19 protein-coding genes are annotated in these 17524 nt (G+C 71.7%); 11 read left to right on the forward strand and 8 right to left on the reverse strand.

The features are described 5' to 3' along the window. Positions 1 to 10: 10 nt before the first annotated feature. From macS to ACFSDF_RS12875, 5 genes are all read left to right on the forward strand, one after another. Complete coding sequence (gene macS / locus ACFSDF_RS12855) at positions 11 to 1171, forward strand: MacS family sensor histidine kinase (RefSeq protein WP_167008335.1); 1161 nt, start codon at positions 11 to 13, stop codon at positions 1169 to 1171. A 10-nt stretch (positions 1172 to 1181) separates the two neighbouring features. Next, positions 1182 to 1826: a response regulator gene (locus tag ACFSDF_RS12860; protein WP_167008339.1), complete on the forward strand. Its 645-nt coding sequence runs from the start codon at positions 1182 to 1184 to the stop codon at positions 1824 to 1826. Between the two features lie 35 nt (positions 1827 to 1861). Further along, positions 1862 to 2887, forward strand: a complete 1026-nt coding sequence (locus ACFSDF_RS12865) for an ATP-dependent 6-phosphofructokinase (RefSeq protein WP_167008341.1) — start codon at positions 1862 to 1864, stop codon at positions 2885 to 2887. A 45-nt stretch (positions 2888 to 2932) separates the two neighbouring features. Continuing rightward, positions 2933 to 4267 (forward strand): class II 3-deoxy-7-phosphoheptulonate synthase, encoded by a 1335-nt coding sequence (locus tag ACFSDF_RS12870; protein ID WP_208322512.1) that lies wholly within the window; start codon positions 2933 to 2935, stop codon positions 4265 to 4267. A gap of 66 nt (positions 4268 to 4333) precedes the next feature. Continuing rightward, on the forward strand, positions 4334 to 4834 hold the full coding sequence (locus ACFSDF_RS12875; protein ID WP_167008344.1) for a hypothetical protein: 501 nt from the start codon (positions 4334 to 4336) through the stop codon (positions 4832 to 4834). An 87-nt stretch (positions 4835 to 4921) separates the two neighbouring features. On the opposite strand, the gene ACFSDF_RS12880 is transcribed toward ACFSDF_RS12875, so the two are convergent. After that, on the reverse strand, positions 4922 to 5548 hold the full coding sequence (locus ACFSDF_RS12880) for a flavin reductase family protein (RefSeq protein WP_167008347.1): 627 nt from the start codon (positions 5546 to 5548) through the stop codon (positions 4922 to 4924). Between the two features lie 35 nt (positions 5549 to 5583). Here ACFSDF_RS12880 and pdxY point away from each other — a divergent pair, with 35 nt between their 5' ends. Next, a complete protein-coding gene (pdxY, locus tag ACFSDF_RS12885; protein WP_167251896.1) occupies positions 5584 to 6441 on the forward strand; it encodes a pyridoxal kinase PdxY in 858 nt (285 codons plus the stop codon). Between the two features lie 66 nt (positions 6442 to 6507). On the opposite strand, the gene ACFSDF_RS12890 is transcribed toward pdxY, so the two are convergent. From ACFSDF_RS12890 to pknB, 3 genes are read right to left on the reverse strand one after another with little or no spacing between them, the layout of a single operon-like run. Continuing rightward, positions 6508 to 7416, reverse strand: coding sequence for a DMT family transporter (locus ACFSDF_RS12890; RefSeq protein ID WP_377157764.1), 909 nt, complete (start codon positions 7414 to 7416; stop codon positions 6508 to 6510). Continuing rightward, the gene (locus tag ACFSDF_RS12895) at positions 7413 to 8300 is read right to left on the reverse strand and encodes a deoxyribonuclease IV (protein ID WP_377157766.1); all 888 of its coding nucleotides are present in this window, start codon (positions 8298 to 8300) and stop codon (positions 7413 to 7415) included. The genes ACFSDF_RS12890 and ACFSDF_RS12895 overlap by 4 nt, the downstream gene beginning before the upstream one ends. Before the next feature lie 42 nt (positions 8301 to 8342). Further along, the gene (gene pknB / locus ACFSDF_RS12900; RefSeq protein ID WP_377157768.1) at positions 8343 to 10391 is read right to left on the reverse strand and encodes a Stk1 family PASTA domain-containing Ser/Thr kinase; all 2049 of its coding nucleotides are present in this window, start codon (positions 10389 to 10391) and stop codon (positions 8343 to 8345) included. Between the two features lie 140 nt (positions 10392 to 10531). Here pknB and ACFSDF_RS12905 point away from each other — a divergent pair, with 140 nt between their 5' ends. After that, positions 10532 to 10918: an Rv2175c family DNA-binding protein gene (locus tag ACFSDF_RS12905; RefSeq protein ID WP_167008356.1), complete on the forward strand. Its 387-nt coding sequence runs from the start codon at positions 10532 to 10534 to the stop codon at positions 10916 to 10918. A 20-nt stretch (positions 10919 to 10938) separates the two neighbouring features. Here ACFSDF_RS12905 and ACFSDF_RS12910 read toward each other — a convergent pair whose 3' ends face one another. Further along, a complete protein-coding gene (locus ACFSDF_RS12910; protein WP_377157770.1) occupies positions 10939 to 11994 on the reverse strand; it encodes a polyprenyl synthetase family protein in 1056 nt (351 codons plus the stop codon). A 79-nt stretch (positions 11995 to 12073) separates the two neighbouring features. Between ACFSDF_RS12910 and metF the strand changes: the two genes are divergently transcribed. Further along, positions 12074 to 12964, forward strand: a complete 891-nt coding sequence (gene metF, locus ACFSDF_RS12915) for a methylenetetrahydrofolate reductase [NAD(P)H] (protein WP_167008361.1) — start codon at positions 12074 to 12076, stop codon at positions 12962 to 12964. 63 nt (positions 12965 to 13027) lie between these two features. After that, complete coding sequence (locus ACFSDF_RS12920; protein WP_167008364.1) at positions 13028 to 13312, forward strand: hypothetical protein; 285 nt, start codon at positions 13028 to 13030, stop codon at positions 13310 to 13312. A gap of 15 nt (positions 13313 to 13327) precedes the next feature. Here the strand turns inward: ACFSDF_RS12920 and ACFSDF_RS12925 are convergent, their stop codons facing one another. Further along, positions 13328 to 14608, reverse strand: a complete 1281-nt coding sequence (locus ACFSDF_RS12925) for a phytoene desaturase family protein (RefSeq protein ID WP_167008367.1) — start codon at positions 14606 to 14608, stop codon at positions 13328 to 13330. A 234-nt stretch (positions 14609 to 14842) separates the two neighbouring features. Further along, on the reverse strand, positions 14843 to 15310 hold the full coding sequence (locus ACFSDF_RS12930; protein ID WP_167009310.1) for a YbaK/EbsC family protein: 468 nt from the start codon (positions 15308 to 15310) through the stop codon (positions 14843 to 14845). Between the two features lie 77 nt (positions 15311 to 15387). Between ACFSDF_RS12930 and ACFSDF_RS12935 the strand changes: the two genes are divergently transcribed. Continuing rightward, entirely contained in the window at positions 15388 to 16125 is a 738-nt protein-coding gene (locus tag ACFSDF_RS12935; RefSeq protein WP_208322514.1) for a methyltransferase domain-containing protein, read from the forward strand. Positions 16126 to 16147: 22 nt separating this feature from the next. On the opposite strand, the gene ACFSDF_RS12940 is transcribed toward ACFSDF_RS12935, so the two are convergent. Further along, positions 16148 to 16945, reverse strand: coding sequence for a L,D-transpeptidase family protein (locus ACFSDF_RS12940; protein ID WP_167008370.1), 798 nt, complete (start codon positions 16943 to 16945; stop codon positions 16148 to 16150). A 146-nt stretch (positions 16946 to 17091) separates the two neighbouring features. Between ACFSDF_RS12940 and ACFSDF_RS12945 the strand changes: the two genes are divergently transcribed. Further along, a complete protein-coding gene (locus tag ACFSDF_RS12945; protein WP_167008373.1) occupies positions 17092 to 17496 on the forward strand; it encodes a DUF3040 domain-containing protein in 405 nt (134 codons plus the stop codon). Positions 17497 to 17524 lie beyond the last annotated feature (28 nt).

Consider the following 17524-nt stretch of genomic DNA (forward strand, 5'->3'; position numbering starts at 1 on the left):
GACCAGCGCGATGGACCGCGTCACGCGCGCCGCGCAGCAGGTGGACGACCAGTTCTATCGTGTCCTCACGGTGCTGCGGGCGGTCACGCTCGTCTATGCGGTCGGCGTCAACGCGGCCCGGTGGCGCGACTTCGAGCACCCGGTCACGGCCTGGGTGCTGATCGGCGTGATGGTCGTGTGGTCCGGCGTCGTCACCTGGCTGTACGAGCCGCGTCATCGCACGTCGTGGGTGTTCATCGTCGACATGCTCGTCACGCTGGCGCTGCTGCGTTCGACCCAGTACGTCCACACGCCCGAGATGCTGGCCGAGCACACGTTCACCCTGACGACGTACTGGGTGACGACCGTCGTGCTGTGCTGGGCGGTGCGCTGGGGCGTGACCGGAGGCCTCCTCGCGACGGCGATCGTGCAGAGCGTCGACGTCACGATGCGCCCGACGGTCAACTCGTCGACGGTCGGCAACATCTTCCTCATGGTGCTGGCGGCCATGCTCGTCGGCTACTGCGCCCACGCGCTGCGCGTCTCGGCCGTACGACGCGTCGAGGCCGAGCGGGCCGCGGCGATGGCGACCGAGCGTGAGCGGCTGGCCCGCGCCGTCCACGACGGCGTCCTGCAGATCCTCGCGCTCGTCCAGCGCAGGGGCGCCGAGATCGGTGGCGACGCGGCCGAGCTGGGACGCCTGGCCGGCGAGCAGGAGCTCGCGCTGCGTAGCCTGATCCAGTCGCGGGCACGTGAGGAGTCCGCCAGCGACGGGGAGATGACCGACCTCGGGCGCGCGCTCGACGGGCTCGCCGAGCCGAAGGTCAGCGTCGCGACGCCGAGCCGGCCGGTGACGATGCCGGCGGCGACGGTGGGGGAGATCGTGGCCGCCGTGCTGGCCTGCCGCGCCAACACCCTCGTCCACGGTGGCGCGGAGGCCTCGACCTGGATCCTCCTCGAGGCTGAGAGCGACAGGGTCGTCGTGAGTGTCCGCGACGACGGTCCCGGCATCCCCGAAGGTCGCCTGGAGCGGGCGGAGGCAGAGGGCAGGCTCGGTGTCGCGGCCTCGATCCGCGGCAGGCTCCGTGACCTCGGCGGCAAGGCAGTCCTGGTCGACACGGCTGGTCATGGATGCGAGTGGGAGCTCGTCGTCCCGCTCCAGCGTGTGCCCGGCGCTGCCTCGGCACGGTAATGTGCCGCGCATGGTACGAGTGATGGTCGTCGACGACCACCCGTTGTGGCGTGAAGGCGTGGCCCGCGACCTGACGGAGGCTGGACTCGAGGTCGTGGCCACCGCGGCGACCGGCACCGAGGCGATCAACCGGGTGGTCGCCACCCGGCCCGAGGTGCTGCTGCTCGACCTCAACATCCCGGCGCCCGACGGCGTCGAGGTGACCGCGCAGCTGACCCAGCGCGGTCTCGACACCAAGGTGCTCGTCCTGAGTGCCTCGGGCGAGCAGCAGGACGTGCTCGACGCCGTGAAGGCCGGTGCCAGCGGCTATCTCGTGAAGTCGGCGTCGCGTGAGGCTCTTCTCGACGCCGTCCAGGCCGTCGCCCGCGGTGAGAGCGTCTTCACGCCCGGCCTCGCGGGGCTCGTCCTCGGCGAGTACCGCCGCCTCTCGGAGGCGCCGCCGGCCGACGAGCCCGACGCGCCGCGGCTGACCGACCGCGAGACCGAGGTGCTGCGCCTGGTCGCCAAGGGCCTCACCTACAAGCAGATCGCCGAGCGGCTGGTCCTGAGCCACCGCACGGTCCAGAACCACGTGCAAAACACGTTGCGCAAGCTCCAGCTCCACAACCGGGTTGAGCTCGTGCGCTACGCCATCGAGCGCGGGCTCGACGAGTAGCGTCCGGAGGGGGCTGGCGCGGACGGGAGGGCGCGATGCGCATCGGAGTACTCACGGGCGGCGGGGACTGCCCCGGCCTGAACGCCGTCCTTCGGGCGGTGGTCCTGCGTGCGGCGGCGGCGCCGTCCGCCGAGATCGTCGGTTTCCGTGACGGATGGCGCGGGCCGCTCGACGGCGACGTCCGTCCGCTCGGTCGGGACGACGTCGCAGGCATCCTCGATCGCGGGGGCACGATGCTCGGCTCGTCCCGTACCAATCCGGTGGGCATGGACGACGGCATCGCCCGGGTCAGGGCGGGGCTCGAGGCGGCCGGCTGCGACGCCCTGATCGCCATCGGAGGCGAGGACACGCTCGGCGTCGCCCACGCGCTCGCCGAGGCGGGTGTGTCGGTCGTCGGTGTCCCCAAGACCATCGACAACGACCTCTCGGCGACCGACATCACGATCGGCCACGACACCGCCGTCGCCATCGCGGCCGAGGCGGTCGACCGGCTCCGGACGACCGCGGAGTCGCACCACCGCGCGATGGTCGTCGAGGTGATGGGCCGTCACGCCGGGTGGATCGCGCTGCGCGCGGCGCTGGCCGGCGGAGCCGACGCGCTCCTGATCCCCGAGCAGACGTTCGACGTCGACGACGTCCTCGCGCGCTGTGCCGCCGTACGGGCCCGGGGACGGGCCCCGATCGTCGTCGTGGCCGAGGGGGCGCTGCCGGTCGACGGCGAGGAGGTCCTCTCGAGCAGCGGCACCGACGCGTTCGGTCACGTGCAGCTCGGGGGCATCGGCGCGTGGCTGTCGGCGGAGATGGCGCGGCGGGGCGGGCAGGAGCCACGCACCGTGGTCCTCGGCCACACCCAGCGCGGCGGCCCGCCGACGGCGTACGACCGGATCCTCGGCACCCGTTACGGCCTCGAGGCCGTCGAAGCCGTCCTCGACCGGGACTGGGGAGCGATGGTCGCTCTGCGTGGCGACGACATCGTCCGCGTACGGCTGGCCGAGGCCGTGGGACGGCTTAAGACGGTGCCGCCCGAGCTCGTCGCGTCGGTCTCTGCCGTGCTCGGGTGACGAGACGCCGCCCGGGTGCTGGCAGGCGCGTCGTACCCTGGCGGGGTGAGCATCCCGACCCTCGAAGAGCTCCGCGCCCTCGGCGCGGCGCAGCAGCCGACCTACCTCGACACCGCCGCACGCGACGCGGCCGTGGAGCGTCTTCGCGGGATGCCGCCCCTGGTCTTCGCCGGTGAGGCCGACCAGCTGCGCGAGAAGCTCGGAGCGGTGGCGCGCGGCGAGGCGTTCGTCCTCCAGGGCGGCGACTGCGCCGAGACGTTCGACGGCGTCAACGCTGACAACATCCGCAACAAGCTGCGTGTGCTGCTGTCGATGGCGGTCGTGCTGACGTACGCCGCGAGCGTGCCGGTCGTCAAGATTGGACGGATGGCCGGCCAGTACGCCAAGCCCCGCTCGAGCGACACCGAGACCCGCGACGGCGTGACGCTGCCGGCGTACCGGGGTGACGCCGTCAACGGCTTCGACTTCACGCCCGAGGCTCGTGCGCACGACCCGCAGCGGCTGCTCGAGGTCTACCACGCCTCTGCGGCGACGCTGAACCTCGCGCGCGCCTTCACCCAGGGCGGATACGCCGACCTGCGCAAGATGCACGCCTGGAACTCCGACTTCGTGCGCAACAGCCCGGTGGGTGCCCAGTACGAGTCGATCGGCGACGAGATCGACAAGGCGCTCGCGTTCATGGACGCGATCGGCATCGATCCCGACGAGTTCCACACGGTCGACTTCTACTCGTCGCACGAGGCCCTGATCCTCGAGTACGAGCAGGCCCTCACGCGCATCGACCAGCGCACCAGCAAGCCGTACGACGTCTCCGGCCACTTCCTGTGGATCGGGGAGCGCACCCGCCAGCTCGACGGTGCCCACGTCGAGCTGCTGAGCCGCATCGCCAACCCGGTCGGCATCAAGCTCGGCCCGACGACGACGCCGGACGACGCGCTGGCGTACGCCCGCACGCTCAACCCGGACAACACACCGGGCAAGCTGACGTTCGTCACACGGTTCGGCGCCGGCAAGATCCGCGACCTGCTCCCCGAGCTGGTCGAGAAGGTTCACGCCGCCGGTGTGCAGGTCGCCTGGATCACCGATCCGATGCACGGCAACACGTTCGCGACCGACAACGGCTACAAGACGCGCGAGTTCGACGACGTCATCGACGAGGTGCGGGGCTTCTTCGAGGTGCACCGTGCGCTCGGCACCTGGCCCGGTGGCGTCCACGTCGAGCTGACCGGCGACGACGTCACCGAGTGCGTCGGCGGCGGCGGCAAGCTCGTGGCGGCCGATCTCACGCACCGCTACGAGACGCTGTGCGACCCGCGTCTCAACCGTGCGCAGTCGCTGGAGCTGGCGTTCCTCGTGGCGGAGATGCTGCGCGAGCGCTGAGCTCGCCATTGCGGGGTGCTCGCCACGCCCGCCATGATCGGACCTCCCTGACTCTGGAGGTCTCCCATGAACAAGGCCCTCGCCGTCCTGCTGTCGACCGGAGCGCTCGTCCTGGCTACCGCGCTGCCGGCCCAGGCCGCGACCCGTACTCTCACCGACGAGGACGAGGTGTCACCGGCGAGAGCCGACATCACGGCGCTCAAGGTCGTGAACGGTGACAAGCGGCTCGTCGGTGTGGTGAGCCTGCGGAAGGCCGTACGGGGCAAGACCACTCTGGGCCTCGTCATCCTCACCCGTCGGGGGCAGAGGTACGGGGCGTGGACGATGGCGACAAAGGACGGCAAGCAACGCAAGCGCCTGCTCACGGAGCTGGACGAGAAGCCGTCGGACCTGCGCTGCAAGGGGTTCCGCGTACGGATCGACCAGCGTCGTGACGTGGTGCGCTTCAGCATTCCTCATCGGTGTCTCGGCGACCTGCGCGGCAAGCTGCGCGTTGCCGCGCTGAGCGAGGGGCGCGGTGGCGCTGACCTCGACGGCACGCGCTTCCTGCGCGTGCCGCGGGGCTGACGAGGCTCCGCTTGTGTGCACCGAGCGCCACGCATTCCTGGCGCTCGGTGCATGAAACCGGCGCCTCGTCGCCGGCTGCCCGCCGTCTTAGCGCGGGCGCCGCATGTCCAGGCGTTGCTCGGGCCGGATCCCGAAGTAGGCGGTCGGCCCGCCAGCGCGCAGCAGCGGGCGAGCGGCCGCCGTGTCGTAGACCCCTTCGACCAGCAGGTCGGTCGCGATGTGCACCCCGACGACCTCGCCGAGCGTCAGCCAGCTCTCGGCGGGGCTGCCGTCGGCGGCGGTCAGCCGGATGACCTGCGACGTCCGGCACTCGAAGGCGACCGGCGACTCCGCAACGTACGGCACATCCACGACGTCGCCGGGCACCGGGGTGAGGCCGGCGAGCTCCATCTCGTCGACGTCGGACGGCACGGTCGCCGACGTCGCATTCATCGCCTCCGCCAGATCCTCGGTGACGAGGTTCCAGCAGAACTCGCCCGTCGCCTCGGCGTTCGCGACGCTGTCCTTGCGGCTCGTGCTGGCGAACCCGATGATCGGCGGCGCGTAGGAGAAGGCATTGAAGAAGCTGTACGGCGCCAGGTTCACGACGCCGTCGGTCCCGCGGGTGGAGACCCAGCCGATCGGGCGCGGAGCGACGATCGCGTTGAACGGGTCGTGCGGCAGACCGTGGCCCTCGGACGGGCGGTAGAAGTAGTGGTCGTCTGCGGGTCGCACGTTGCGACCGTACGACACGTCGTACGCTGTCGGTCGTGCAGGTCCTCTCGATCCAGTCCTCCGTCGCGTACGGCCATGCTGGCAACAGCTCGGCCGTCTTCCCGCTGCAACGCCTCGGCGTCGACGCGTGGCCGGTCAACACGGTCGCCTTCTCCAACCACACCGGGTACGGCGTGTGGCGCGGCGCCGTCTTCGAGGCGTCGCAGGTCGCCGACGTCATCACCGGCGTGGGGGAGCGTGGCGTCTTCCCGCAGCTCGATGCCGTGCTGTCGGGCTACCAAGGGTCACCCGAGGTCGCGGAGGTGATCCTCGACGCGGTCGCGAAGGTCAAGGCTGCCAATCCCGAGGCCGTCTACTGCGCCGATCCGGTCATCGGTGACCGCGGTCGCGGCGTGTATGTCCGCCCCGGCATCGCCGAGCTCATGCGCGACCGGATCATCCCGGCGGCCGACATCACGACGCCCAACCAGTTCGAGCTCGAGCTGCTGACCGGAGCGGAGGTCGGCTCGCTCGACGCGCTCCTGGCCGCCGTCGATGCGCTGCGCGCCCGCGGGCCGCAGATCGTGCTCGTCACCTCCGTCGAGGTGCTCGACCCGAGCGACGAGACGATCTCGATGGTCGCCGTCGACGACTCGGGCGCCTACGTGGTGACGACGCCGAAGCTGGAGATGAACGTCGTCGCAGGGTCGGGCGACGCGACGACCTCGATGTTCCTCGGGCGGCTGCTCCAGTCCGGCATGGACGTGCCGGACGCGCTCGGCAAGGTCGCCTCGTCGATCTACGGGATCCTCAACCACACCCGCCGTACGGGCGCGGGCGAGATGGAGGTCGTGGCGGCGCAGGCCGTCATCGCGGACCCGCCGATGGAGTTCGTGGTCGAACGCCTGCGCTGACTCTCCCACCTCGCTCCCGGGTCACTCTTTCCGCGGCCCGGGTCACTCTTTCCGCGCCCCGGGTCGCTATTGCGAGAGGTGGGGGACCTCGGCCTCGATGTGCCGTCGCGGGGCGGCTTCGGCAAGCAGCATCGCGGCGAGCACCAGCCCACCACCGGCGAGCGTGCGCACGGTCAGCGACTCGTCGGTGAACCCGATCGCGAAGGCCGCCGCGAACACCGGCTCCATCGACATGATGATCGCCGCCCGGGTCGCCGGGAGGTGGGCCTGCGCCCAGGTCTGTGCAAGCATCGCGAACGCGCCGGCGACAAGCGCCATGTAGACCATGCTCACCCACTGGCCGCCGGTCTGCGGGAGCACGATGCCGCCGGGTGCGCTGATCGCGAAGCACAGCACCGCGATCACCGCCATCTGCACGACGGCGAGCGCGTACGCCTCCCGGGCGGATGTCCACGCGCCGAGCATGACGATGTGCAGCGCGTAGAGGACCGCGGACAACAGGGTGATGCCCTCGCCGTACCCGATCGCGAGTCCCTCGAGCGAGAGGAACGCCAGCCCTGCGGTCGCGACCGCGACGGCGATCCACACTGTCGCTCCGATCCGCTGTCGAAGGACGAGCGCGGCGAGGATCGGCGTGAAGACGACGTACATGCCGGTCACGAACCCCGACACGCTCGCGGCGGTGTGCGCGAGGCCGACGGTCTGCAGGATCTGCGCCCCGCCGTAGACGAGGCCCAGCACCACACCGCGGCGCAGGCTCCCACCGCCGAGCGCGAGCACGGCCCGCGGCCGCAGCAGGAACAGCGCGGCAGCCGCGATCGCGAACCTGACGGCGAGGAAGTCGACCGGAGGGACGACCTCCACCAGGTCCTTGATGAGGAAGAACGTCGAGCCCCACGCTGCGGTGACGATGAGCAGCGCGCCCGCCGCCAGGAACCCGTACGACCTCTCCGTCGTCGGTTCGGTGGTGCTCACTGCGGGCGGAGCGCTGCCAGGAGCGCGAGGTCGTCGCGCCACGCGTCGGCACCGCCAGGCGTCTCCAGGACGAACGGCACGCCTTCGGTGACGGGGTGGGCGAGCATCGCCGCGAACGCCTCCTTGCCGAGGTGGCCCTGGCCGATGCGCTCGTGGCGGTCCTTGAAGCTGCCGCGTACGTCCTTCGAATCGTTGGCGTGCACGAGCCCGAGCCGGCCGGGACCGGCGATATCGACCAGGCGCTCCAGGGTCGACCCGACACCGTCGGGCTCGTCCAGCGGCTCACCGGCGGCGAAGGCGTGGCAGGTGTCGAGGCAGATGCCGACACGCGGGTGGTGCTCGAGTGCCTCCAGGTACGGCGCGAGGTCGTCGACCTTCGCGCACAGCGAGCGCCCCTGGCCGGCCGTCGGCTCCAGAAGGAGGCGGGGCCCGTCGTCGGGAAGCGCGTCGATCAGCGGGAGGAGCCCCTCACGGACCTGACGCAGCGCGGCGTCGTACGTGCCGTCGTCGACGCAGGACCCCGTGTGGACGACGAGACCGCGAGCGCCGATCGCCGTCGTACGACCGAGGTTGTGCGCCACGCTGGCGACGGACTTCTCGTACGTGGCGGCACTCGGGCTGCCCAGGTTCACGAGGTACGGCGCGTGGACGAACGCGGGCACGCCCTCGGCTTCGCAGAGCTCGCGGAACGCTGCGTCCTGTGCCGAGTCTCCCGAGGACGGCGCCCAGCCTCGAGGGTTGCCGGTGAAGACCTGGAGGGTGTCGCCGCCGAGCTCGCGCATGACCTTCCACGCGCCTTTGGCAAGGCCGGGTCCGACGGGAACGTGCGCTCCGAGCGGGTTGCGGGCATGCGTCAGAGGGTGGTTTGTCGAGGGGGAGGACACGCCGCCATCCTAGGCTGATCGTCCGGTCGCAACGATCTCGCCTCAGACGATGCGCAGCACGATCGTCGAGCCCGGAGGGGCCTCGTCCCCACCGCCGGGGGACTGACGCGACACCAGGTTGCTGCCGAAGTGGATGCGCTCCTTCTCGACCTTCACCTTGAACCCCGCGGCCTCCAGGATCGCCGTCGCGTCGTCGACGTTCTTGCCGATGACACCCGGCACCTCGATGGGCTGGGGGCCGTCGGAGACGGTGAGCGTGACGGTGTCGCCCTTGTAGGCGGTGCCGTCGGCGGGGTCCTGGGCCATGACCTCGTCCGTGCGGACCTCGTCGTCGTGGACCCGCTCCACCTTCACCTCGAGCCCTGCCTTCTCCAGCTTGGCCTGGGCGTGCTTCAGCGACTTGCCGGTGTAGTCGACGACGTCGACGGGTCGTCGGCCCTTGCTCACGACGAGGTCCACCTCGGTGTCTGGCCGGATCATGCGCCCGACCGGCAGCGACATCGAGATCACGTCGCCCAGGTCGACCGAGTCGCTGTACTTGCGGTCCACCTGCCCGATGACGGCCTTGATGTCGGTCAGTGCCGACTCCGCCTCGCTCTCGGACATGCCTTCGAGATCGGGTAGGGGATAGCGCTCCTTGCCCTTCGAGACCGTCAGCGTCAGCGTCCCGTCCGGAAGGATCCGCCCACCCGGCCCGGGGTCGGTGGAGACGATCGAGCCTCGGGCGACGGTCTCGCTGTAGGCCTCGTCGCCGGTATCGACCGTGTATCCGGCCTGCTGGCCCTCGGTGCGTGCCTGCGCGAGCGTCAACCCGACCAGATCGGGTGCGGACTCGTAACGGGCGACGCCGAACCACCAGCAGCCGAGACCTGCCGCGACGAGCGCCACCACGAGCGCGAGGATCAGCAAGCGGCGCCCGCGACGGTGCTGACGTCCTGCCGCGGCACGGGTGCGCGCGGGATCGACCGGGGCCGTGGGGATGCCGGAGGAGTCGCGGGTGACCGTGCGCGTCGCCTCGTAGCCGGCGTCGTACGGAGGCGACGGCTCGACCAGCGGTCCTGCGGCCACGTGGGTCGCCGCGATCGTGTCCGAGGCGTCGTAGCCGGCGTAGGCGTCGTGACCGGCGACCGTGGTCGCGAGCGCCGCCTCCGGCGTGGAGGCCTCGAGGAGGTCGTCGCTCCCGGCGGCCACGATGCGGTGGAGCCGCAGATCCTGGGTGAGCTCGACGTCGTCCACGATCCCGGCCTCCAGCGCGGAACGGACCCGTCGCACCTGGTGCAGCAGCACGCGCGCGTCCGCCGAGCGCTGGTCGCGGTCACGCGCGGTGGCGCGGGCGACAAGGGCGTCGACGTACGGGGGGATGCCGGTCACCATCGTCGACGGTGCGGGGACGTCGGCGTGAACGTGCTGGTAGGCGACCTGGATCGGAGTCTCGCCCGTGTGAGGCTTGGCGCCGGTGAGCATCTCGTACATCACCGCCCCGACGGCATAGACGTCGCAGCGCGCGTCGGCGCCCTCGTTGAGGACGAGCTCGGGTGCCAGGTACGAGACGGAGCCGATGAGCACGCCCGTCGTCGCCTGGGAGCGCGCGGTGATGGCGCGGGCGAGCCCGAAGTCGGCGACCTTCACGTGCCCGCTGGGGGTGATGAGGACGTTCTCCGGCTTCACGTCGCGGTGGATGATGCGGGCGTCGTGCGCCGCCGACAGCGCGAGCAGGAGGGGCTCGACCAGCGTCAGCACGCGCCGCGGCGGCAGCGGGGCCTCACGGCTGATCACGTCGCGCAAGGTGTGGCCGGGCACGTACTCCATCACGAGATAGAGCAGCCCGGCGTCGTCACCCTGGTCGAAGACGGCGACCACGTTCGGGTGGTTGAGGCGAGCGGCGGCGCGCGCCTCGGCCTGCAGCCGGGTGGTGAAGTCCTGGTCGCCGCCGGCCGCGTTCTGCATGACCTTGACAGCGACCGTACGGTCGAGGCGCGTGTCGGTGGCGAGCAGGACCGTGCCCATGCCGCCGCGGGCGAGCACCTGACGAAGGTGGTAGCGGCCGTCGATCACGCGGCCCACGAGCATCTCGTCGTCGGTCGTCGTCACGGTCACCTCCTCCACGTCGGGCGTCGCGGTCGGCCCTCGCGCGGGCGCGTGGACGTGCCAGGCGGCCCCGCCTCAGTGTAGGTGAGCCCGGGGAGCCGACCGTGGAAGGCGAGCCGACGGCGTCGTGCGAGTCTTGTCCTATGGCAGACGACACCTCCGGCACCGAAACGACGGCTGTCCGGCTCGACGCGCTGATCGACGACTGGCTGACGTGGGAGGAGGCCGCCGCCGAGCTCGAGACGACGGTGAGCCGCATACGGCAGCGGATCCGCGAGAGGGAGCTCCTGGCCGTACGGTCGGCGTCCTCGTCGCGCCCGCGCATCCCCGCTCTGCTGATCGCCGACTCCGCCCCGCTCGAAGGCCTGCGCGGCACCCTGGTGCTGCTCGACGACGCACGCTTCACCGACGAGGAAGCGGCGGAGTGGCTGTTCACCGCCGACGACACCCTGCCGGGTCGACCGGTCGACGCGCTGCGTGAGGGGCGCGGACGCGAGGTCCGCAGGCGGGCGCAGGCCCTGGGCTTCTGAGGCGGCGTACGAGACGCGCGTCACGCCGTCCGTCGCACGGCCCGCGACGCGAGGTCGGCGAGCTCGTCCGCGTACGGGGCGAGCGGTGCGAGGGCGAGCGCAGCCGCGGCCTGGTCCTCGAGTGCCGCGATGTCGTCCTCGAGCCGCCGCAGCGCACCGGTGTCGCGGATGACGTCGCGCAGCCCGTCGACGGCGGCGGGGGAGAGGTCGGGATCGCCGATCCCGAGATCGAGCGTGGCGCGCTGCTCGAGCGTCGCGCGCTCGTAGGCGTGGGCGACGAGCACCGTCTGCTTGCCCTCGCGCAGGTCGTCGCCCGCGGGCTTGCCGGTGATCTCGGGGTCGCCGAAGACGCCGAGGACGTCGTCGCGCAGCTGGAACGCCTCCCCGACCGGGAGCGCGTACGCGCTGAGGGCGTCAAGCGTCTGCGCGGGTGCGCCGGCGAGGGCAGCACCGAGGTGGAGCGGTCGCTCGACGGTGTACTTCGCGGCCTTGTAGCGCACGACACGCATCGACTCGTCCACCGAGCTCTGCCCGATCGCGCCGCCGACGAGGTCGAGGAACTGGCCCGCGACGACCTCGGTCTTGCAGGCGTCGAGGTACGGGGTGGCGCGTGTGACGACCTCGGGCGCGAAGCCGGCCGTACGGAACATCTCGTCCGACCACGACAGGAGCAGGTCGCCGAGCAGGATCGCCGCGCCGGTGCCGTACGCCTCGGGGGAGCCCTGCCAGCCCTGCTCGCGGTGGGCGATCGCGAACGCGGCGTGCGCGGCCGGATTGCCGCGGCGGGTCAGCGACGCGTCGATCACATCGTCGTGGACCAGCGCGCTGGCCTGGAGCCACTCCAACGCTGCCGACGCGCGGACCACCGCTGCCTCGTCACCGCTCCCGCCGGCGACCGTCCAACCGGCTCGGCAGAACGTCGCGCGCAGGCGCTTGCCCCCGCGCGCGGACGCCTCGGCGGCGTCGAGGAAGGGGAAGAGGCGAGGTCCGAGGAGGGCGAGGCGCTCGCGCTGGAGGGCGGCGAACGCCTCGAGCTCCTCGCCGACCCGGACGGCGAAGGCGGCGGCGTCGTTCACGCTCGTCACCCTACCCGCGCTGTCCCACGAGCTGATCGCGGCGCGGGCGCGCGCCCGCGCCGCGGCTAAGGTGGGCCGCATGCCGACCGCACGCCGTCTCAGCGAGGACATCGCCGCACCCACGGCGAGCTTCTCGTTCGAGTTCTTCCCCCCGAAGAGCGATGCTGGCGAGCGGACTCTGTGGACGGCGATCCGTGAGCTCGAGCCGCTGCGCCCGACCTTCGTCTCCGTGACGTACGGCGCGGGCGGCACGACGCGCGACCGCACGGTCCGCATCACCGAGCGCATCGCGACCGAGACGACGCTTCGCCCCGTCGGCCACCTCACCTGCGTCGGGCAGTCGCGCGACGACCTGCGGACGGTCCTGGGCCAGTACGCCGCGGCAGGCGTGCGCAACATCCTCGCGCTGCGCGGAGACCCGGTCGGCGGTCCCGGCGCACCGTGGACCTCCCATCCCGACGGCCTCGACCACGGCGACCAGCTCGTCTCCCTGGTCTCGGGTCTCGGCACGTTCTGCGTGGGCGCCGCCGCCTACCCCAAGGGTCACCGCGAGGCCCCCGGCCTCGATGCCGATGCCGAGGTCGTCGTCTCCAAGGCGCGCGCGGGTGCGGAGTTCGCGGTCACCGACTTCTTCTTCCTCGCCGACGACTACCTCGGGCTCGTCGAGCGGGTGCGGGCGCGCGGCTGCGACATCCCGATCGTGCCCGGCATCATGCCCGTCACCAACCTCGCCCAGATCACCCGCATGGCCGAGCTGTCCGGGCACCCCGTCCCCGCATCGGTGGTCTCGCGCCTCGAGCCGTGGGTCGACGACCCGGATGGCCTGCGGGCCGAGGGCACGCTGATCGCCACCGAGCTGTGCAACACCCTGCTCGAGCAGGGGGCGCCGGGGCTGCACTTCTACACCCTCAACCGGTCCCGCGCGACGCGGCAGATCTACCAGAACCTCGCTCACGCCGCCGTCGTGTGAGCCGCGACCCGCCGGGGAGTGCAACGTCCGGCGGGAGACTCCTCCCGGTGCGATCCTGAAAGCGTGACTCGGGAGCAGCACCGCAAACGGGGGATGCTGGTGCTCGGCGGACTGATCGGGGCCGCCGTGTTCGTCGGCTGTGCCCTCGGCTATCTGCAGGTCGGCGTCCGCGGCGACCTGCTCGTCGTCGCGTGGTGGTTGAGCGGGCTCGTCGTGCTCGCGTTCGCGGTCGCCGCGTGCAAGGTGGAGGACGACGGCATCGAGCGGCCGCGCTACCTCGGCTCGCTCGTCACGGGGCTGCGCCAGGAGTGGAGCCACGCCGAGCGCGACTCCACGCCGCGTCGCTGACCACACCGGCCGAACTCACGGGCGGAGCGTCTCGGCGGCGGCCGCTGCACCGAGGGCGACCAGCTCCGTGGATGGTCCCGGGTGCGCGTTGACTCCGACGCGCAGGTAGCCCGGACGCAGCGGGCCGACTCCGGGCACCGCGAACGCCGTAGGCCAGCCCGACCACTGCCACCCGAATCGCGCACCCCCGCGGACGAGGTCGACCGCGCTGACGTCCTCGCGGTGCACGACGTGGTCCTCGACGTCAATCCCGAGCCGTCGCATGCTGACGAGGGGATCCTCGGCGCCGACGTGCTCGACCGTCCAGGCCTGACCGTCGCCGGCATGGGTCGCGCTCGGCAGGATGCGCACCGGCGTACCGCCGTGCACCACGGTCTGCTGCACGAGCCGTGGGGCGTGCGGGCCGAGCCCGAGGTACGTCCGTGCCGCGGGCACGAGCGGGAGGGCCCCGCACTCCTGGCGGCCTCCGGGGGGCCCCGGTGCCGCCCACACCACGACGTCGGCGCGGATCGTGCCGCCCTCGGTCACGACTCCGGTCACCGCGCTCGCGCCGACGACGTCGTGCGCGCGGGTGGAGAGGCGGACGTCGACGCGCCGCTCCTCCAGCCGCCTCTCGAGCGCGGCGAGGAGCGCGGTCGTGCCACCGTCGATCCGCCACCGTCCGAAGGAGCGCTCCACCAGGTCGTACACGCCGAGGAACGCAGGGAGCGCGCGGGGCTGCTGGCCGTTGAGGCGGTGGCGGTCGAGCACCATCGCGCGCAACGACGGATCACGCAGTGCGCGCCGAGCGGCGCGCTCCAGCCCGGTGCGAGGGCTCAGCGTGCGCCACTGGTCACGGGTGAAGGACGTACGCCCGACCAGCCGTTGCTCGAGGGCGTGCCGTCGCAGCACCTCCCAGACCTCGTCGAAGGCGTCGAGCCATCTGGTCCATCGCTCGCCGGCTCCGCTGCCGAGGACCGCGTCGATCGTGTCGGTCTGGGCGCCGCGGCTCCCGGTAGGGAGGTCGAGGACCATGTCGCGGGCCAGCACGTGGCGGCGCGCGACCGGCAGGGCGACCAGGTCGAGCACACGGTCCACCGGGCGGCCCGACTTTTTGAAGAGGTCGCGCACCGTCGCCGGGAGCGTGACCTCCGACCATCCGTGGTCGAACGACCAGCCGGCGCTTTCGTACGGGACGAGCTGGCCACCGAGCCGTTCGGACTCCTCCAGGAGGGTCACGCGGTGCCGGAGCTTGGCGATGCGTACGGCCGCTGCGATGCCGGCGAACCCACCTCCGACCACGACCACGTCAGCCACCCGGACAGGCTACCGACACGTCCGGCGGTGACGAACGCCGCCTGCGGGCGCTCGGACGGCCCGGGGTGCTCAGGAGGGAATGAGTATGAACGCCCATAGCGCGTCGGTGCCCGGCCGCTGCACACTGGTTGCGATGTCACTCGTCCGGCTCGCGTCGGGGGTCGGGCCGGGCGGGAGGCATCGGAGGCGCCAGCGGATCTCCCGTCCGGCGCCTCCTCCTTTCGTCTGGGCGGGTCAGCTGACCTCGGTCGGCGTCCCTCCGGTGATCGCTACCAGCTGCTCGTACGAGGTCGCGAACACCGCGTGCGGGTGACCCGCCGCCGCCCACACGACGTCGTAGTCGCGAAGCGCCACGTCCACGAAGGTCCGGATCGGACGGGGGTGCCCGACCGGCGCGACGCCGCCGATGACCTGGCCGGTCGAGGCGCGGACGAACGCGGGGTCGGCCCGCTCCAGCGGCTCCATGCCGTGTGCGGCGGCGACCACGGCAGTATCGACCTGGTGCGACCCGCTCGTGAGGATGAGCACCGGCTCGCCGCCCGAGGCGAAGACGAGACTGTTGGCGATCGCGCCGACCTCGACCCCGAGTGCGTGGGCCGCCTCACGCGCCGTACGGGCGGAGTCCGGGAGCACGCGGACGACCTCATCGACGACTCCGTGCGCGGCGAGCGCGTCGACGACCTGTTGGATCCGAGGATGCATGACGTTCACACGGGAGACCGTACTGCGTCGGCAGCTCGCGGTGGCGCGCCCTCAGTGTGGGTTGAGACAGTGGACGGGTGAGTGAACCGTCATCGTTGCCCCGCACGGAACGTCCCAGCGACGTCGTGGCCGCGACGCTCGCCGCGATCGCGGAGACCGCTGGACGCCCTCTGCGGGTCGTCGACCTCGGTGGTGGGACCGGCGGGCGCGCCGTAGACCTGGCTAGGCGCGGCCACGACGTGCTGGTCGTCGATCGCAGCGCCGACGCCCTCGCGATGCTCGACCAGCGCGCGTCGGCTGCCGGCGTCGCCGCTCGGATCGACAAGGTGCAGGCGGACGTGTCCGAGCTCGGCGCGCACGTCGCGGACGGCGAGGTCGACCTCGTGCTCTGCCACGGGATCCTCGAGGTCGTCGACGACCCGGCAGCGTTGCTCGCCGCGGTGGCGCGGGCGCTGCGGCCGGGCGGGCACGCCAGCATCCTGGCCGCGGGCCGGCTCCGGTCCGTGCTGGCGCGAGCGCTGGCGGGCGACCTCGTACGGGCCCGACGGCTCCTTGCGCTCGACGCCGAGGGCTGGGACCGCACGGTCGACGGGCCCCGCCGCTACGTCTTGGTCGAGCTCGTCGCGCTCATCGAGTCCGAGGGGCTCCTCGTCGAGAGCGCCGACGGCGTGCGCGTGCTCGCCGACCTCGTCCCGAGGGCGCTCGTCGAGTCGGAGGCCGACCGTCAGGCACTGCTGTCGCTCGAAGAAGCCGCCGCCGCGGATCACCGGTTGCGAGAGCTCGCCGGCGCCCTGCACGTCATCGCCCGGGCGTGAGCGCGCCGCGCCCGGGCGGGGATCAGCTCCAGGCGCCGTAGACCGTGACCTTGAGCTTTTTGTTGGCCGTCAGTGCCCACAGCTGCTTGGCGTCGGGGATGTACATGTTGACGCAGCCGTGGCTGTGCCCCACGAACGGATCCATCATCAGGTACGACGCGTGGAAGGCCTGGCCCCCGGAGAAGAACTGGGCGTACGGCATCTTGGCCTCGTAGATCGAGCTGACGTGGCTCTTGCTGCGGAAGAAGACCGAGAACGAGCCGGTGCGCGTCTTGGACGACGACGCGCCGCCGCGGACGAGCCAGGAGTTCCAGAGGGTGCCGTTCTTGTAGAGGACCACCTGGTGCCGATTGCGGTCGTAGCAGGCGTGCCAGCCGGACGACTTGCAGCGCTTCGGGATGCTGGACTTGCCGCGGACCGTCTTCTGGATGAGTCGCTTCCACGTCGCGGTGTTGGCCACGCCGGTGCGCTTGAGCCCGACCCGCTTCTGGAACTTCTTGACGGCCTTCTCGGTGCGTGCCGTGTAGGTCCCGTTGACCGCGCCGCCGTAGACGCCGGCCCAACGCAGGCGGTACTGGAGCTCGCGCACGTGCTTGATCGAGGTCACCGAACGGTCACGATCGCCCGGACGCGTCGTGGCGCGGTAGAACCGGTCCTTCTTCGACGCCTTCGCGCGGGCGAGCGACGCGGGCACGCCCGTGGGCGCAGCAGTCGAGGCGGCAGCGGGCGCCGCGGTCGCCGGGGCGGCCGAGGCGACCGCGACAAGGGCGCTGGACAGCACGAGAGTGGCAGAGCTGACGAGCGCGGTGAGGCGGAGCATCGACGTCCTTCCGAGGGCAGGGAGGGGGAACCGACGCCCCCGTGCGGACAAACAATAGCCCGTGCTGTGGCGTTGCCGTGGGCGCCTGCCTAGACTGGGCGCTGAAGGTGCTGGCAACGGCCGGTCGAGTGTCAGGGAGGCCCGAAGTGCCGCTCTCAGAGGAAGAGCAGAGGTTGCTCGAGCAGTTGGAGCATGCCCTCGCTGCGGAGGACCCGAGGCTCGCGTCGACCTTGCGCGGCTCGAAGCTCCGGGCACGTGCACGCCGGATCGTCGTTCTCGCGGCGATCGGCTTCGTGGCCGGTGTCGGTCTGCTCATGACCGGCGTGATCGCCGCTTCGACGCCACTGGGCGTCCTCGGATTCGTCCTGATGGTCGCGGGCGCCTACTTCTTCCTCACTGCTTGGAAGTCGCGAGACGTCGACTCGCCCTCGGACCCGCGCCAGGCGCCGCCGGCACATCCGGGTCACGGAGCCAGCCGTGCTCCCGCTTCGGAGTCCTTCATGCACCGCATGGAGGAGCGCTGGAAGCGTCGCCGCGACTCCGGCGCCTGACCGCCCGCATCTCACTCCCTCAAGCTCA

It is taken from the genome of Mumia zhuanghuii, assembly GCF_042681565.1.
Lineage (GTDB): Bacteria > Actinomycetota > Actinomycetes > Propionibacteriales > Nocardioidaceae > Mumia.

What these genes read in the sequence shown, in the direction of transcription:
- macS (WP_167008335.1), top strand. Translation starts at nt 11, where the DNA reads ATGGACCGCGTCACGCGCGCCGCGCAGCAGGTGGACGACCAGTTCTAT.
- ACFSDF_RS12860 (WP_167008339.1), top strand. Translation starts at nt 1,182, where the DNA reads ATGGTACGAGTGATGGTCGTCGACGACCACCCGTTGTGGCGTGAAGGC.
- ACFSDF_RS12865 (WP_167008341.1), top strand. Translation starts at nt 1,862, where the DNA reads ATGCGCATCGGAGTACTCACGGGCGGCGGGGACTGCCCCGGCCTGAAC.
- ACFSDF_RS12875 (WP_167008344.1), top strand. Translation starts at nt 4,334, where the DNA reads ATGAACAAGGCCCTCGCCGTCCTGCTGTCGACCGGAGCGCTCGTCCTG.
- ACFSDF_RS12905 (WP_167008356.1), top strand. Translation starts at nt 10,532, where the DNA reads ATGGCAGACGACACCTCCGGCACCGAAACGACGGCTGTCCGGCTCGAC.
- metF (WP_167008361.1), top strand. Translation starts at nt 12,074, where the DNA reads ATGCCGACCGCACGCCGTCTCAGCGAGGACATCGCCGCACCCACGGCG.
- ACFSDF_RS12930 (WP_167009310.1), bottom strand. Translation starts at nt 15,310, where the DNA reads ATGCATCCTCGGATCCAACAGGTCGTCGACGCGCTCGCCGCGCACGGA.
- ACFSDF_RS12940 (WP_167008370.1), bottom strand. Translation starts at nt 16,945, where the DNA reads ATGCTCCGCCTCACCGCGCTCGTCAGCTCTGCCACTCTCGTGCTGTCC.